At 67.8% G+C, this 15710-nt stretch carries 17 protein-coding genes and 1 pseudogene; 7 read left to right on the top strand and 11 right to left on the bottom strand.

What is annotated here, in order from left to right; all coding sequences use genetic code 11:
• Nucleotides 1-539: 539 nt before the first annotated feature.
• A complete protein-coding gene (locus tag ACZYRS_RS11980) occupies nt 540-968 on the bottom strand; it encodes a PaaI family thioesterase (RefSeq protein WP_463419437.1) in 429 nt (142 codons plus the stop codon).
• A gap of 236 nt (nt 969-1204) precedes the next feature.
• Between ACZYRS_RS11980 and ACZYRS_RS11975 the strand changes: the two genes are divergently transcribed.
• Nucleotides 1205-2839, top strand: a complete 1635-nt coding sequence (locus ACZYRS_RS11975) for a DUF4139 domain-containing protein (protein WP_463419436.1) — start codon at nt 1205-1207, stop codon at nt 2837-2839.
• A gap of 86 nt (nt 2840-2925) precedes the next feature.
• Here the strand turns inward: ACZYRS_RS11975 and ylqF are convergent, their stop codons facing one another.
• Complete coding sequence (ylqF, locus tag ACZYRS_RS11970) at nt 2926-3882, bottom strand: ribosome biogenesis GTPase YlqF (protein WP_198787259.1); 957 nt, start codon at nt 3880-3882, stop codon at nt 2926-2928.
• A gap of 215 nt (nt 3883-4097) precedes the next feature.
• Between ylqF and bamE the strand changes: the two genes are divergently transcribed.
• From bamE to ACZYRS_RS11955, 3 genes are all read left to right on the top strand, one after another.
• The gene (gene bamE, locus ACZYRS_RS11965) at nt 4098-4697 is read left to right on the top strand and encodes an outer membrane protein assembly factor BamE domain-containing protein (RefSeq protein ID WP_463419435.1); all 600 of its coding nucleotides are present in this window, start codon (nt 4098-4100) and stop codon (nt 4695-4697) included.
• Between the two features lie 136 nt (nt 4698-4833).
• Entirely contained in the window at nt 4834-5262 is a 429-nt protein-coding gene (locus tag ACZYRS_RS11960) for a CBS domain-containing protein (protein WP_042581711.1), read from the top strand.
• Between the two features lie 136 nt (nt 5263-5398).
• Complete coding sequence (locus ACZYRS_RS11955) at nt 5399-5758, top strand: HPF/RaiA family ribosome-associated protein (RefSeq protein ID WP_198787257.1); 360 nt, start codon at nt 5399-5401, stop codon at nt 5756-5758.
• Nucleotides 5759-5767: 9 nt separating this feature from the next.
• Here ACZYRS_RS11955 and ACZYRS_RS11950 read toward each other — a convergent pair whose 3' ends face one another.
• The 5 genes from ACZYRS_RS11950 to ACZYRS_RS11930 all read right to left on the bottom strand — a co-directional run bounded on the left by ACZYRS_RS11950 (nt 5768) and on the right by ACZYRS_RS11930 (nt 9321).
• Nucleotides 5768-6265 carry a MerR family transcriptional regulator gene (locus ACZYRS_RS11950; RefSeq protein WP_463419434.1) on the bottom strand — a complete coding sequence of 166 codons (498 nt, stop codon included), beginning with the start codon at nt 6263-6265 and terminating at the stop codon, nt 5768-5770.
• Nucleotides 6255-6677, bottom strand: a complete 423-nt coding sequence (locus ACZYRS_RS11945; protein WP_463419433.1) for a nuclear transport factor 2 family protein — start codon at nt 6675-6677, stop codon at nt 6255-6257. Before ACZYRS_RS11945 ends, ACZYRS_RS11950 begins: the two co-directional genes overlap by 11 nt.
• 100 nt (nt 6678-6777) lie before the next feature.
• On the bottom strand, nt 6778-7704 hold the full coding sequence (locus ACZYRS_RS11940; protein ID WP_463419432.1) for an SDR family NAD(P)-dependent oxidoreductase: 927 nt from the start codon (nt 7702-7704) through the stop codon (nt 6778-6780).
• Nucleotides 7705-7847: 143 nt separating this feature from the next.
• Nucleotides 7848-8228, bottom strand: coding sequence for a response regulator (locus ACZYRS_RS11935; protein WP_463419431.1), 381 nt, complete (start codon nt 8226-8228; stop codon nt 7848-7850).
• Between the two features lie 181 nt (nt 8229-8409).
• Nucleotides 8410-9321, bottom strand: coding sequence for a LysR family transcriptional regulator (locus tag ACZYRS_RS11930; RefSeq protein WP_463419430.1), 912 nt, complete (start codon nt 9319-9321; stop codon nt 8410-8412).
• A gap of 102 nt (nt 9322-9423) precedes the next feature.
• Here ACZYRS_RS11930 and ACZYRS_RS11925 point away from each other — a divergent pair.
• Nucleotides 9424-10445 (top strand): annotated as a pseudogene (locus tag ACZYRS_RS11925) (aldo/keto reductase).
• Nucleotides 10446-10550: 105 nt separating this feature from the next.
• Nucleotides 10551-11441, top strand: coding sequence for a cyclase family protein (locus tag ACZYRS_RS11920; RefSeq protein WP_463419429.1), 891 nt, complete (start codon nt 10551-10553; stop codon nt 11439-11441).
• Between the two features lie 22 nt (nt 11442-11463).
• Here the strand turns inward: ACZYRS_RS11920 and gshA are convergent, their stop codons facing one another.
• The 3 genes from gshA to ACZYRS_RS11905 all read right to left on the bottom strand — a co-directional run bounded on the left by gshA (nt 11464) and on the right by ACZYRS_RS11905 (nt 14234).
• Nucleotides 11464-13020 (bottom strand): glutamate--cysteine ligase, encoded by a 1557-nt coding sequence (gshA, locus tag ACZYRS_RS11915; protein ID WP_198787249.1) that lies wholly within the window; start codon nt 13018-13020, stop codon nt 11464-11466.
• Nucleotides 13021-13191: 171 nt separating this feature from the next.
• Nucleotides 13192-13503 carry a putative quinol monooxygenase gene (locus ACZYRS_RS11910; protein WP_198787248.1) on the bottom strand — a complete coding sequence of 104 codons (312 nt, stop codon included), beginning with the start codon at nt 13501-13503 and terminating at the stop codon, nt 13192-13194.
• Between the two features lie 68 nt (nt 13504-13571).
• Nucleotides 13572-14234, bottom strand: a complete 663-nt coding sequence (locus ACZYRS_RS11905) for an alpha/beta hydrolase (RefSeq protein WP_463419428.1) — start codon at nt 14232-14234, stop codon at nt 13572-13574.
• A gap of 148 nt (nt 14235-14382) precedes the next feature.
• On the opposite strand from ACZYRS_RS11905, the gene ACZYRS_RS11900 reads away from it, so the two are divergent.
• Nucleotides 14383-14691, top strand: a complete 309-nt coding sequence (locus tag ACZYRS_RS11900; protein WP_463419427.1) for a hypothetical protein — start codon at nt 14383-14385, stop codon at nt 14689-14691.
• 29 nt (nt 14692-14720) lie between these two features.
• Here ACZYRS_RS11900 and ACZYRS_RS11895 read toward each other — a convergent pair whose 3' ends face one another.
• The gene (locus ACZYRS_RS11895; protein WP_463419426.1) at nt 14721-15710 is read right to left on the bottom strand and encodes a Bug family tripartite tricarboxylate transporter substrate binding protein; all 990 of its coding nucleotides are present in this window, start codon (nt 15708-15710) and stop codon (nt 14721-14723) included.

Below are 15710 nucleotides of genomic sequence, written 5' to 3'. Positions count from 1 at the left end.
GGGTGTAACCAGAACCTATTGCTTTTGCCCGGCGACGCGGCGAAAAGGCCGCGCCCGCAGATGCGCGTACGCACACCGGTGCAAAACGGATTCAAGAAGATGGATGTGCCTGACCGCAGGTCGGGCAGGCACGGCGGGCAGCACCCCGCAACGAAGACGCAGTGACAGCAGATCCCTGAATGCAAACCAAACGTTCAAGCTTTTCATCGAGCCATCGACAGCACGGCACGAGCCGGACGGTTCGCGAGATGGCGTGACCGTCAGCCGCAGGGTCGGTGTGCTTTTTTAACAGTTGCTTTACGTTTGTCTCTAAGCGTTTACTTCAAAGTGTCAACTCAGTAAAAGACTCGTTGTCTTATTGCGTCAGCGTGTGTTCTGAACTAGGCGCAATGAGGTCTTAACGTCGTATTCCCATGCGGCGTGGGTTGCGCGGCATCGCGCCTCGGGGGCGCGGGTGCGCGGGTGCGCGGCTGCGCCCGGAGTAATCGGGAAGCTCTAACGAACGGTTCGGCGCCGCCGCGCGTGCGGTCCGCCCGGCGTTACATCTTGGGTACGTTGTCCGGTGTTTCCGCGACCGGAACGAGGATGGCGTTGCCGGTCGCGACCAGCTTCTGCGCGCCCGCTTCGTCTTCGGCATAGAGCTCGGCCGCGGCGAACACTTGCTTGCGCCCAGCCTTCACCACGCGGCCCCGCGCCACGAACACCTGGCCTATCGCAGGCGAGATGCAGTTGACCGAGAAGTGCGAGGCCAGCACCCGGCCCGCGACGGTGGCGGCCGCATAGCCGCTCACCGTGTCGAGCAGCGCGGCGATCATTCCCGCGTGAAGAAAGCCGGCGTACTGGCCCATGTCTTCCGCGCGCCAGCGCATGCGCAGCTCGGCCTCGCCGTTGGCGGCGCTGGTGACTTCGATGCCGGCCCAGCGGTTGAACGCGGCGGTCTTGTTGATGGCTTGAATGGTGTCGAGCATGAGGAGCTCCTTCGATGAAAAAGGGTGGAGGCAAGAGGTGGGGGTGCGCGCGGACCCACTCTAGGAAAAGCCACCGCCGCGCGTCGTCGCGCGCGCGACCGCCGAGGCGCGCGCGGTTGCATTGGCGACAGCACCGACCGCCGTTCAAAGAATTTCGGGCGGCTTAACCCCGCTGCGCGCGCCCGTCCGTATGAGTGCAGACCGATCCATTGATCTCACTCATCCGAAGGCCCGTCATGAACGCACCCTCCCCCGCCCTCCTCTTGCGCGCCACCGCCGTCGCGGCCACCTGGCTCGTGCTGAACGCCAGCGCGCATGCACAGACGCAGGCCGCGGCCCCGGCCGACTCGCGCATCACCCAGGTCAAGGTGTACCCCGGCAGCGCCACCGTGGAGCGCGTGGCGCGCGTCGCGGCGGGCAGCCGCTCGGTCACCTTTGCGTGCCTGCCGGCCGGGCTGGACGTGCAGAGCCTGCAGGTGTCGGCCGATGCGTCGGTGCGCGTCGGCGAGACCTCGGTGCTCGCCGAGCAGCGCGAGCTCTCGGCGCGCTGCGCGACCAGCGCACTCGACGGCCGCATCCGCGAACTCGAGGACCAGAAGGCCGCGCTGCAGGCCGAGAGCGATGCGCTGGGCATGGTGACGGGCTACCTCAAGGGGCTCTCCGGCGGCGATTCGCCCCAGGGCGCCCGCGCGTCGATGGATGCGCGCAACCTCGCCGCGATGACCGACGCGATGCGCCGCACGGGGCAGGACTCATTGCTGAAACAACACCAGCTCACACGCAGGCAGGGCGACATCGACCGCCAGCTCAACCCGCTGCTCGCCGAGCGCACGCGCTCGCAGGGCAACGGCGCGCAGGTGGTGGCCGTGACCGTCACACTGGCGGCCAGCGCCGATGCCGAGGTGAAGCTCAGCTACCAGGTCAACGGCCCCGGCTGGACGCCCACCTACCGCGCGCTGCTCGACACCACCACGCGCAAGGTGCGCATCGAACGCCAGGCGCTGGTCGCACAGGCCACGGGCGAAGACTGGCGCGGCGTGAAGCTGGTGCTCTCCACCGGCCAGCCACGCCGCGAAACCACGGGCCGCATGCCGGGCGCATGGCGCATCGGCATCGAGCCGCCACCGCAGCCGCAACGTGCCCGCGCCGACATGGCCTATCCGGCGGCACCGGCTGCTTCGGCCATGGCGCCCATCGCCAAGGAGTCGGCCATGGAACGCCGCGCACCGCTGTTCGACGTGAGCGTGTTCGACAACAGCTTCGCCACCGAATTCTCCGTGCCGCAAAGCATCGACGTGCCCTCCAATGGCCAACGCGTGACGATGGCGCTCGGCCAGTACGAGGACACGGCCAGGCTCGCCTCGCGCACGAGTCCGCGCGTGGACCCAAGCGCCTTCCTCGTCGCCGATCTCTCGCAGCCCACGGGCGTGTGGCCGGCCGGCCCGATGCAGCTCTACCGCGACGGCAATTTCGTCGGCAGCGGCCAGTGGACAGCGCCGAGCGATGCGCGCCTGACGCTCTCTTTTGGCCGCGACGAACTGGTGCGCGTGCAGGCCGAGCCCGAGCGCGACAACCAGGGCACGGGCGGCTTCGCCGGCACGCGCGCCGAGCGCAAGGTGCAGCGCGCCTACGTGGTCGAGAACCGCCACCGCACGCCCATCGCGGTGCAGGTGCTCGAGGCGGCGCCGGTCTCGGTGGACGAGCAGGTGCGCGTCGCCTCGCAGTTCTCGCCGCAGCCGGGCGAGCTCGCGTGGAACAAGCAGCCGGGCCTCGCGATGTGGAGCTTCGACCTCGACGCCGGCAAGACCGCGCGCGTGGCGGCCGACTACACCATCAGCTACCCGAAGGACGCGCGCCTGCAGATGCGCTGAGCGCGCACATTCAGAAGTCGAACCTGGCCGACGACCTTCGCGACCTCGCCGTTGGCCAGCAGCAAGCCGACGGCCCCGATGCCCATTCAATCCGCAGCCGCGGGCTCGTCGCCGGACTTGCGCTTCTTGCCGCGCGCCGCCTTCTTGGCCGCGCGCTCCGCATCGATGCGCTGCCCTTCGGCCAGCCACTGCGCGAACTCCTCGGGCGTCTCCAGCGTGATGCGCCCGAGGTTGCCGGCGCGGAATTCGTGCATCACGATTTCCGCCGCCTTCTGCAGATTGACGCGGCCCTTGCCCAGCAGCGCGCCGCGCTTGCGGCCGATGGTGTCGAGCACGTCCTCGTCCTTCATGCCGGCGATGGTCTGGGCATCGAGCTCGACCAGCTTGAAGCGCTCGGCGATGCCCGTCGCATAGTGCGTCTTCAGGTAGTTGAGCAACTCGAGCGCCACCTCTTCCTCATCGAAGGCATTGCGCCCCACCGCCCCGCTGGCCGCCAGGTTGTAGCCGCTCTTGGGCACCACGATGCGCGGCCACAGCATGCCGGGCGTGTCCCACAAATAGAAGTCGTCGGCCAGCGTGATGCGCTGCTCCAGCTTGGTGATGCCGGCCTCGTCGCCGGTCTTGGCCTTGCGCCCGCCGGTCAGCGTGTTGATGAGGGTGGACTTGCCCACGTTCGGAATGCCGCAGATCAGCACGCGCATCGGCTTGGCCATGCCGCCGCGGTTGGGCGAGAGTTCGTGGCAGGCCTTGACGATCTGCTGCGCGGGCGTGGTCAGGCTCGCATCCAGACCGATGGCGCGCGTGGCGGGCAGCGCGTTGTAGTGCGCGAGCCAGAGCGCGGTGCGCGCGGGGTCTGCCAGGTCCTGCTTGTTGAGCACCTTGAGCGTGGGCCGGCCGGCCGTGAGCTCGGCCAGCATCGGGTTGGCGCTGGAGCCGGGCAGGCGCGCGTCGAGCAGCTCGATGACCACGTCGATGTCCTTCACCCGCTCGGTGATGGCCTTCTGGGTCGTGTACATGTGCCCGGGGAACCACTGGATCGCCATCGATGGATGCTCTTTCTGTCGCGCTGTCTGGAAGGGTTTGAAGGGGGGGCCGGCCCGCGGGCCGGACGGGCATTGTGGCCCGGGAACCTGAACGGCTCGCCGACGCTATCTTTTCCATAGCTGTAAACCCTATTCTGCCTTCGCCCGCCCCGGCATCGCCCCTAGAATCCGCGCGCTGCGCCCCGCAGCCATTCCAACAACACCGAGGGAAATCCATGTTCAAGCGCCTTGCCGCTGCCGCCGTGCTGGCAGCCACCGTCGTGCCCGTGTCCGTCGTCCACGCCCAGCGCCCTTCGCCGCCGCCCGGCCCGCTGATCAACGGCTACCTGTGCTGCAACATGCGCACCTACGGCGATTCGATCAGCGACATCAACTACGACGAGCAGGGCACCAGCATCGTGGCCGTGGGCACACCGGCACGCATCACGGCCTACGACTTCCGCTTCTTCAACCTCGATCTGGCGGGCAAGCCCCAGCGCATCAAGAACGACTACAGCCGCAACATCCCGCTGATCGACTTCGCCAGGCGCTACGTGGTCACCGAAGATCCGAAGCAGAAGATGGCCGCCTTCCCGCCCGCGGTGAGCACCGCGATCCGCGCCGGCAAGGTGATGCCCGGCATGACGCGCGAGCAGGTCCTGATGGCCATCGGCTACCCCATCGCCGGCGAGAACCCGAGCCTGGACGCCACCACGTGGCGTTACTGGCGCGACCGCTGGTCGGAGTACCAGGTCAACTTCGACGACAAGGGCCTCGTGAAGGCCGTGGTGGGCGACCCCGTGGCGCTCAGCCGCGTGCTGGCCGCGACACCTTAAGTTCTCGCGCGTGCGGGACACGCGCAATCCCCTAGAGGGTTTTGCATCGCGGGGGCCTTGTACGCCCCTATGATTTGACCGAGTGCGGCGCCAGCGGCGTCGGTCGAATCGAAACCCTTTTGATGGAGTGACCGCGATGAAACCCGTCTCCGAACTGCTCAAGCGCCACGACTCCGCCGCCTGGCGCACGGCGCCCGACACCAGCGTGTTCGATGCGTTGGCCACGCTGGCCCGCTTCGAGGTCGGCGCGCTCATGGTGATGGACGGCGAGAAGCTGGTGGGCTTTCTCTCCGAACGCGACTACACCCGCAAGGTCGCGCTGCAGGGCAAGAACTCCAAGGAGATGAAGGTCTCGGAGATCATGACGCCCGATGTGATGACCGTCACACCGCAAACCCGCACCCGCGCCTGCATGGCGCTGATGAGCCAGCGCAAGTTCCGCCACCTGCCGGTGGTCGATGGCGACAAGGTGGTGGGCATGATCTCGATCCAGGACCTGATGGACGACATCATCAGCGAGCACGAGCAGACGATCACCCAGCTGACCAGCTACATCCAGAGCTGACGCCCCGGAACCGGGGAAGACCGCCGCATTGCGGACCCTGCCCGTCGCGTGGGTAGGGAATAGACCTACGCACGGCACGGCGCTTCAGGGCGCACAGTGGGCTTTCGTTCATCCATCCAGCAGAGAGAGGCATTGCATGCAGATTCAGGTCAACACGAGCAACGGTATCGAGAACAAGGACACGCTGGAACGCTGGGCCGACACAGAAATCAAGCAGCAACTGAGCCGTTTCGTCGCGGACGTGACGCGCATCGAGGTGCATCTGAGCGACGAGAACCACGACAAGGCCGGTGGCGGCGACAAGCGCTGCGTGATGGAAGCGCGCCTTGCCCACCACCAGCCGCTGGCCGTCACGCAGCACGGCAACACGATGGACGAGGCCTTCCGCGGCGCGTCCGACAAGCTCAAGCGCCTGCTCGACAGCACGCTGGGGCGCCTGAACAACCACCGCGACCGCGATTCGATCCGCAAGGACAGCGGCTTCGTCGCGGAATAGCGGCCGCGTTCAGCGCGTCTTGCGCCGCTTGAGTGGTGCGGCGCGCGGCGTGTCCGCGGGAATCAGCGGCGGCCGATGGCCGCTCGCCATCCACGCATCGTAGAAATCGATCTTGCGATCGACCAGCGTGAGCGCCCTCTTCCAATCGGCGATGGTCTCGGTCACGCGCTGGCGGTGCGCGGCGAGCATGTCGCGGCGCTGCTGCAGCGTGGCCTTGCCTTGCAGCGCGAGCGCGGTGTATTGGCGCATCTCGGCGATCGACATGCCGGTGCGGCGCAGGCGTTCCATCAGGTCGAGCCAGCCGACGTGCAGCTCGCCGTAGAGGCGCCGGCCGCCGTCGTCGCGCGCCACGCCGGGCACGAGGCCCTGCGTCTCGTACCAGCGGATCGCGTGCACCGTGCGGCCGGTGCGGGTGGCCAGCTCGCCGATGTGGAAAGGCGTGCCCTTCACGACCGGTGCCGCGGGTGCTGCCGGTGCTGCAGGTACTGCGGGCGCGCTAGCCGGCATGCGCGGCGACCGGCGGCGCCTGGAGCGCCTCCTGGACCAGTGCGGTGTCGAAGTACTCGGTCAGCTCTTTCACCTTGCCTCCTTCGAGTCGGTAGACGTAGCAGTAGCGGTTGTTGTAGCGCTTGCCGGCCTTGGTCGGCACGTCGCCGCTGAACAGCACCACCACCCGGTCGCCCTCGGCGATGATGCGCTCGGTCTTGCTCACGTAGGGCGCGGCGAACTGCGCGAAGAGCGGCGCGATCAGCTCCTCGCGAATGGCCGCCTTGCCCGCGTAGGTGCGCGACCAGGGCGTGGTGCCCTCCAATGTCCAGTTGGCGTCGTCGGCCAGGCTGTCGATGAAGGCCTGGCCGTTGCCCTTGTCCAGCTCCGCATGGATGTGCTGGACCAGGGCCTTGTTGTCGATCGTGTTCATGGCTTTTTCCTTGGCAATTGAATGAACCGGAAGTCCCGGTGAATTCATTGGAAATGCTCGAGTGCGCTCTAGGTCAAGCGCCATGAACAGGGTCGCCCGCTCAGCCTCTTCTGGCGTTCGCCATGGCCTTGGCGACTTCGTTGCTGCCCTGCGCGGTGCCGGCCTGCGGCACGGTCTCGCCCTCGCGAGAGGTCACCTCGGCCAGCCGCGCGGCCAGTTGCTCGGCGGCGTCCGGGCCGTTGCCCAGCCACACGCCCTGCGTGAGCGTGATGTGCGCCGCCTCGAACACGCCGGCACCTGCGCACAGCACCGTGCGGTTGGGCGCGCCCTCGGCGGCCAGCACCAGCATCGCGGGCACCACCGCGTCGGGCTGGAAGGCCTCGAGCATCTCCTTGGGGAACAGGTCCTCGGTCATGCGGGTGGCGGCGGTGGGCGCGAGGCAATTCACGCGGATGTCGTTCTTGGCGCCCTCGATGCTCAGCGTTTGCATGAGGCCCACGAGCGCGAGCTTGGCGGCGCCGTAGTTGCTCTGGCCGAAGTTGCCGTACAGGCCCGAGGACGAGGTGGTCATCACGATGCGGCCGTACTTCTGTTCGTTCATGCGCGCCCAGACCGCCTTGGTGCAGTTCACCGCGCCCATCAGGTGCACGTCGACCACCAGCTTGAAATCGGCGATCTCCATCTTGGCGAAGCTCTTGTCGCGCAGGATGCCGGCGTTGTTCACCAGGATGTCGACGCGGCCCCAGGCGTCCACCGCCTGCTGCACCATGGCCTGCACGGCCTCGAAGTCGGTCACCGATGCGCCGTTGGCGATGGCCTCGCCGCCGGCCGCGACGATCTCGTCGACCACCGCCTGCGCGGCGCTGACCGAGCCGCCGGAGCCGTCGCGCGCGGCGCCCAAGTCATTGACCACCACCTTGGCGCCGCGTGCAGCCAGGGCCAGCGCATGCTGGCGGCCGAGGCCCCCGCCCGCGCCGGTCACGATGGCCACGCGGCCCTTGAAGTCGATGGTGTTGCTGCTGCTCATGGGTGTTTCTCTTGGCTGCGTTCGTTGGGGATGTTCCGGCCTTGCCGCTGCACGGCAGGGGTGTTCCAGCTTGCCGCTGCGCGGCAGCGTGGCGTTTTACCCCAGAAAAGCGGCCCGGCGCCCCGGCAGACGCGCGGCCCCAGTCACCCGTGCGACGGCTGCATGGTGGCGCAGTACGCCACCAGCTGGTCGAGTTCGGCCGACTTGTCGAAGAAGGCGTCGGCGCCGAGTTGCGTCGAGCGATCGCGCATGTCGGCCGTGGCGTAGTTGCTCAGCACCACCACCTTCTGGTGCGCCGAGCGGTTGCGGCAGGCGTTGATCACGCCCAGCCCGTTGCCCCGCTGCAGGAACAGGTCGACGATGGTCAGGTCCCAGTCGTCGCGGTGCTGGCGCAGCCAGTTCACGGCTTCTTCCTCGGTGCTGGCGGAGGCCACGACCTGCGCGTCGGCCACGTCCTCGAGAAATCCGACGAGGTTCTCGCGGATCACGGGACTGTCCTCGACGAGGTAGGCCTTGAATGTCATGGTGAAACCGAAGAAACGATGTTGGAGTTGGCGTTGGTGTTTGCGCGGTGCATGACGCTCATCCTCGCAGCGCGGTTCCCATGCGCGGTGGGCGATGCAGGCCAATGCCTGTAGGCCATCGGCCAGCGCCTGTGTCGTCTGCGGACGGCGCGACGCAAGGCATCGGCGATCCAGCAGATCGCTAGCGAGCCGCACCCTCCAGCCGCACGCCCTCCAGCAACGTCAGGCGAAAGACCTCCACCAGCGGCCGCAGGTTGACGTTGTGCCAGGCCGCCCACAGCGGCGTGCGGTAGGTGAACCATGGCAACTCGCGCAGCACCACGCCGGCCGGCGCATGGTGGCGCAGGCTGCTCTGCACCATGGCCACGCCCAGGCCCGCGGCCACCAGCCCCAGCGCGGTGAGCGGCTCGGTGGCCTCCATCGAGATGTTCGGCGTAAAGCCCGCCTTCGCGCAGGCGGCCACGAAACCGTCGTGCGTGAGCGCGCCCTCCTTCTGCTGCACGGCGATCCATTCGAGCTTTCCGAGCGCGGCCGGTGTCAGCTTTGCTGCCGAGGCCAGCGGATGCGCATCGGGCAGCGCCAGCAGCATCGGATCGCTCATCAGCTGCGCGCCCTTGAGGTCCGGATCGTTCGCGGGCGGCGGCTCGCACACCAGCGCGACATCCAGGCTGCGCTGGCGCAGGCCCTCCAACTGGTCCGCCGACTTCAGGTTGTAGAGCGCGACGTGCACCGCCGGCCGCGTCGCGCGCAGGGTGCGCAGCGCATCGGGCAGCACGCCGGCGTGCATCGCGTTCTCGATGTAGCCGATGCACAGGCCCCCTTCGTCGCCGCGCCCCAGCCGGCGCGCGAGCGATTCCAGGCGGTTGGCGTGCGTGAGCAGCGCGCGCGCCTCCGCGAGAAAGGTGCGGCCGTCGGCCGTGAGGCGAATGCGCTGCTGGCTGCGCTCGAACAGCACGAGCCCGAGCCGCTCTTCGAGCTGCGCGATCTGCCGGCTCAGCGGCGACTGCGAGATATGCAGCCGCTCGGCGGCGCGGCCGACGTGCTCGTCTTCCGCGACGGCGACGAAGTAGTGGAGTTGGCGGATGTCCAGCATTTAAGACCCGTGAAGACTCAAGTATGACGAATTATGTCTTGGACAGACTCAACCGCGAAACCTACAGTGAAGCCATCGATTACCCACCAAGGACTTTCTTTCATGAGCATCAAGGACAAACTCCCCGGCCTCCTGGGCTTCGGAACCGCCCCGTTGGCAACATGTTCCGCAACATCCCCGAGGCCGAAGCCCTCGCCACCGTCGATGCGGCGTGGGCCCACGGCATCCGCTACTTCGACACGGCGCCTTTCTACGGCGCGGGCCTGGCCGAGATCCGCCTCGGCGCGGCGCTGGCGAAACACCGGCGCGACGACTACGTGCTGAGCACCAAGGTCGGCCGCCTCGTGCTGGACGAAACCGAGGAGACCACCGCGCGCGACCTCGGCGAAAAAGGCGGGCTCTTCGAGTTCGGCCGGCCGAACAAGCTGGTCAACGACTACTCGGCGGACGCGACCCTGCGCTCGATCGAGGACAGCTTGAAGCGCCTGAACACCGACCGGCTGGACATCGTCTGGGTGCACGACATTGCGCAGGACTTCTACGGCGACGAATGGCTCGCGCAGTTCGAAATCGCCCGCAAGGGAGCCTTCCGCGTGCTGACGCGCCTGCGCGAGGAAGGCGTGATCAAGGCCTGGGGCCTCGGGGTCAACCGCGTGGAGCCGTGCGAGCTGACGCTGGACCTCGCCGAAGCGAAGCCCGATGGGTTCCTCTTGGCCGGCCGCTACACGCTGCTGGACCACGAGCGCGCCCTGCAGCGCCTGATGCCCGCCGCCGCCAGGCAGAACGTGGACATCGTCGTGGGCGGCCCTTACAGCTCCGGCATCCTGGCCGGCGGTACGCACTTCGAGTACCAGAAGGCATCGCCGGAGATCATCGCCAAGGTCGAGCGCATCAAGGCCGTGGCCGATCGCCACTCGGTCGGCATCAAGGCCGCCGCGCTGCAGTTCTCGCTGGCCAACCCGGCGGTGGCCGCTGTGATTCCCGGTGCGAGCCGCCCCGAGCGCATCGCCGAAGACCAGGCGGCGCTGGCCGCGGTGATTCCCGCGGCCTTCTGGGACGAGATGCGCGCAGAGAAGCTCATCGCAGCCGATGCGCCGACGCCGGCAGGCCGCAAGGGAAAGTAAAAAGCCGCCTTCCTGCCGCCGTCCTACAGGCCCGGCGGAGGAGCTTCGATACCGTGGGATTCAACCGCCCGGCATCCGTCCCGGGAACAACCTGGAAAGCCTCCTATGAAAACGACTGAACAAGACGCGCGCTGGTATCCATCCGCGTACGGCAAGGACGACGAGATCGGCGCGGCGAACCTGCTGACGCCCGACGTGTTGTTGCAGGCCATCAGGCTGGTCAAGAAGGGCAAGGCCTTGCCGCTCGCGGTCGAGGTCAACCGGAAGACGCCGGCGTTTCGCCATCGCAGCTTCAAGCTCTTCAATGTCCAGCCAGGGCAGCAGGCGGGCCTGTCGACCGGGCCCAACAAGTTCACCTTCAACGACGAGCTGGTGGAGGGCTGGACGGGCGTGGGCACGCAGCTCAACGGCATCGGCCACATCGGCATCGACAACGTCTACTACAACGGCAACAAGGCGGCCGATTTCGTGACCATCGAGGGCGTGACGAAGCTGGGCATCGAGAAGGTGCCGCCGCTGGTCACGCGGGGCGTGGTGCTGGACATGGCCGCGCACTACAAGCAGGCGATCGTTGCGGAGACCACGGAGTTCACCGTCGCGGACATCGAAGCCGTGCTGAAGAAGGCCGGCCTCGCGCTGAGAAAAGGCGATGTCGTGCTGTTCAACACCGGCTGGCTCGAACTGATCGGCAAGGACGACAAGCGCTTTCTCGAGGCCGAGCCCGGCATCGGCATGGAAGCCGCGCGCTGGCTCGCCGAGCGGCAGATCGTGGCCTTCGGCGGCGACACCTGGGCGTCTGAAATCTACCCCGGCACCAGCGGGGAAGAATTCCCCGTCAACCAGTTCATGCTGGCCAAGCACGGCATCTACAACCTCGAACTGATCGACACCCGCGCGCTGCTGCGCGAGAGCGTGTGCGAGTTCCTGTTCGTGCTGGGCCAGCCGCTGTACACCGGCTCGACGCAGGTGAACATCAATCCGGTGGCGATCTTCTAGATCGCCGGCTTGCCCAGCGGCCCTAGGCGGCGACCGCCATGCGGCCACGGGCGATGCCCAGCCGCGCGGGCGAGACGTACTGCTCGCGGTAGATCTCGAAGGGCATGGTGTCGGCCGCCTCGATGCGCTTTTGCTCCTGGATCGACTCGGCGGTCATGCGCTCGAAGCCGGCCTGCTGCTCGGGCGAGAACGGCAGGGCCAGCAGCGCGGCGCGGGTCTGCTCCGACTGGGCGCGCACGAAGCCGATGAACGAGTTGCCGTGCTGCTGCTCGACGGCCGCGAGCACCCGGGCCGAGGGCAGGCTGTCGGGATTGCGCAGCGCGGCCTTGGCGGCCTTCACCGCGTCGGTGTGGTGCGTGCCGCCCTGCGCCGCGTCGAGCGCGGCGGCGATCGGCAGGCACTCTTCGACCAGTTCGATGCCCCAGTCGGTCAGCGTCACTTCGCTGCCGCCGCGCGACAAGCGCAGGCCCGGCTCGCGGCCGCGCGCGGCGGTCAGGTGCTGGTTGCGCGCGAGGTCGGCGATTTCCTCGGGGGTGTCGTCGGGGCTGTCGCTCAGGAGGCAGTGCAGGAGGAAGACATCGATGAAGCGCATCGTCTGCGCGTTGATGCCGACCGTCTCGAAGGGATCGAGGTCCATCAGGCGCACCTCGACATACTCGACGCCGCGCTCGCGCAGCGCATGCAGCGGGCGCTCGCCGGGGTTGATCACGCGCTTGGGGCGGATGGTGCCGTAGAACTCGTTCTCGATCTGCAGCAGGCTCGTGCCCAGCTGGTTGTAGTCGCCGCCCAGGTTGCGGATGCCGATGGCCTCGTAGCCCGGCCAGGGGCGGGTGAGCGCGTCCTGCAGCGAGGCGCCGTAGCCGTCCAGGCTGTTGTAGCTCACCGCCAGCGAGGCCTGCGCATCGCTCTGGTAGCCCAGGCGCCCCATGCGCAGCGAGGTGCCGTGCGGCATGAACATGCTGCCGTCGCCCAGCGGCTGCAGCTCGTGCGGGCGGCCCGCGACGAAGCTCGAACACAAGGCCGGCGAGGCGCCGAACAGGTACAGCAGGAGGAAGGCGTGGCGGCGGAAATTGCGGATCAGCGCGAAGTACTGTTCGCTCGACACGTCGGGCAGCGACCAGTTGTAGTGGATGCCCGAGATGGTCTGCATGCGGCGGCCGTAGCGGTGGCTCAGGCCCATGCGGTAGACGCTCTTGGCGCGGCCCACGTTCGATGAGCCATAGCGCCCGATGGGAATGGTCTCGTCGGTCGGCAGGCCGCAGGGCATGCTGGAGACCCACAGGCGCTCGTCGCCCAGCTGGTCGAGCACGCGGTAGGTGAACTGGTGGACGCGGGTCAATTCCTCAAGCGCCGATTCGACGCCGGCGTGCACGCCCGTGATGAGCTCGAGCTGCGATTCGCTGAAGTCGGTCGTGATGTGCGGATGCGTGAGCGCCGAGCCCAGCGCCAACGGATGCGGCGTCAGCGCGAGCTTGCCGTCGGGCAGCGCGCGCAGGCTTTCCTTCTCGATGCCGCGGCGCATGCCTGTCAGGCGTGCGGCTGAAAGGGCACCCAGCCTCTCCTGCAATCTGTTGCTCATATTGTTATGACCCATCAATCTTCTGAGGGGCTGGAAGGTAGCACGGGCGCGCGGGCACTGCTTGCGCAGGGAATCCCGTTTCCGGCTAGGCGTCCGCCCGCTATTTTTTTGATAGCTCCCTGCATAGGCACCGTGGGGGCCAGAGGCCTGTTTTGTAGTGAAAGATTCGGGCTAGGCGCGGCCCGCCCGCAGATCGATCTCGTCGGACTGGTAGACGTGGATCTCCGGCGTGCCATCGGCCATCGCCGCGAGCGCCTTGCCGAAGGCGCGCGAGGCATCGACGCGAAAGTGCGCCTGCAGCGCGGGCATGTCGCTCCAGCGCTCCACGAAGGTCAGCCGCAGCGGCGCCTGCACGTCGGTGGTGACTTCGTGCGAGATGCAGCCGGGCTCGGCGCGTGAGCGCAGCACGTGCTCCACGCTGATGGCCAACATCGCCTGCAAGGTGTCGGGCTTGGCGAGGGCGTGTCCGATGACGAGGATCATGGCGGTCTCCTTCTCTGTCTATCTTCTCTGTCCGTCTCGTGGGTTGCCGCAGCGGCCCGTGGCTCTCTTCAGCCCAGCACGCGCCGCAGGAAATCGTTCAGGTCGGCCACCTCCTCCATGCAGACCGAGTGCGCCATCGCGTACTCGTGCCACTCGACGGTGTAGCCCAGGGCGGCGAGCGCGTCGCGCGATTGCGCGGCCCGTGCGAGGGGCACCATCGGGTCCTGCCGGCCGTGGCCGAGGAACACCGGCGTCTCGTGGTTGGCCGCATGGCGCTCGGCGGCGGTGCTGGCCGCCAGCGGCAGCCAGCCCGAGAGGCCGACGATGCCGGCCAGGCGCTCGGTGTGGCGCAGCCCCGTGAGCAGCGCCATCGCGCACCCCTGCGAGAAGCCGGCCACCACGATGCGGTTCGCGGGGATGCCGCGGGCCTTTTCGTTGGAGATCAGCGCCTCGATGGTGGCCTGCGAGCGGCGCAGGCCCGTGGCGTCTTCCTGCACGTTGAAATCGGGGCCGGCGATGTCGAACCAGGCCGGCATCTGGTAGCCGTTGTTCAGGGTCACCGGAATCACCGGCGCATTGGGGAACACGAAGCGCACCGGTCCGACGCTGGAGAGGTCCAGCTCGCTGGCGATCGGCACGAAGTCGTTGCCATCGGCGCCCAGGCCGTGCATCAGGATCACCGTGGCGGTGGGGTTCGGGGCGGTTTCGATTTCGATGGGGAGTCGGGACATGGTGGTCGGGACGTGGTGGTCGGGCAAAGGTATTCAGGAACGCGAATGGCCGCACCTTAGCGCATTCGGGCAGTCGGCTGACGTGCGCGGCGCGCCTTGGCGCCCAAGATGGGCTGAAACAAAAGGAAAGAAAAAAGGAACGCAACGCGTGAGCCATTCCCCTCCCCTGGTCGAAACCAAGCTCTCCGGCGTCGTGCTGGTCTGCGGCGACTGCGAAGAGCGCAGCGACGGCCCCACCAAACTCAAGGCCCGGCAGGTCCGCAAGGAACTCAAGCGCGACCTGGTGCATGTGCCGGGGCGCCTTCGCGTCGTGCAGTCGACGTGCCTGGGCCTCTGCCCGAAGAAGGCGATGGCGTTGGTCGCCGTGGCGGGCGGCCACGCGCCGATCGCCGCCGAGGTGTGCCGCGACGACGATGTCGCGGATTTCGCCAAGGCGCTGTCCCGGTCGTTTCGCTGATCGACGGCCCTATTCGGCCCTCTTCGACGCTACTCGGCCTTGATGCCCGTGGCCTTCACGATCTGCGCATAGCGCTCGTACTCGGCCGACACCTGCTGCTGGAACTGTCGCTGCGCAAAGCCCGTGGCCTCGATGCCCTGCACCGCGAGATCGGCGCGTGCCGCGGGCGTCTGCACGATGCGCCCGGCCTCGGCCGCAATGGCATCGAGCACCGGCTGCGGCGTGCGGGCCGGCGCGAACAGGCCGAACCAAGTGCCCGAGCGGTAGCCCGCGTAGGTCTCGGCGACGGTCGGCACTTCGGGCAGCAGCGCATGGCGCTTCTCGCCGCTGGTGCCCAGCGCGACCAGCTTGCCGGTGCGGATGTGCGGCAGCGCGGGGCCGACGGCGATGAACATCACGTCCACCTGCCCCGCGATCACGTCCTGCATGCCCAGCGGTCCGCCGCGGTACGGAATGTGGGTGACGTAGATGCCGGTCTTCTGCTTGAGCAGTTCCATGCTCAGCTGCTGCGGACTGCCGTTGCCCGCCGAGGCGTAGTTGATGCGCCCGGGCTGCGCCTTGGCGGCGCGCACGAAATCGGCCACGGTGCGAAAGCCCGTCTTCGGATTCGCGACCAGCACGAAATCGATCTGCCCGAGCGACACCACCGGCACCAGGTCGCGTCGCGCGTCGTACGGCAGGCCGGCCTGGAGATTGGGGAGGATGGTGATCGGCCCGTCGGCCCCCACCAGCAGCGAATAACCGTCGGCCGGGGCCTTCGCGAGCCCATCGGCCGCCAGGATGCCCGCAGCCCCGGCGCGGTTGTCGACCACCACGGGCTGCTTCCATTGCTCTGACAGGCGCTGCGACAGATAGCGCGCGAGCACGTCGGGCGAACTGCCGGGCGTGTTGGCGACCGTGATGTGCACGGCCTTCGACGGATAGGCCGCGGGCGGTTGCTGCGCCTGTGCGCCCAGCGAGAACAGCGCACCGGCCCACAGTGCGAGGAACGGTTTTTTCAGCGAGGGGTGGACGCGCAT

Source organism: Variovorax sp. AC194, assembly GCF_979257995.1.
This window is presented reverse-complemented; position numbering and strand designations above follow the sequence as displayed.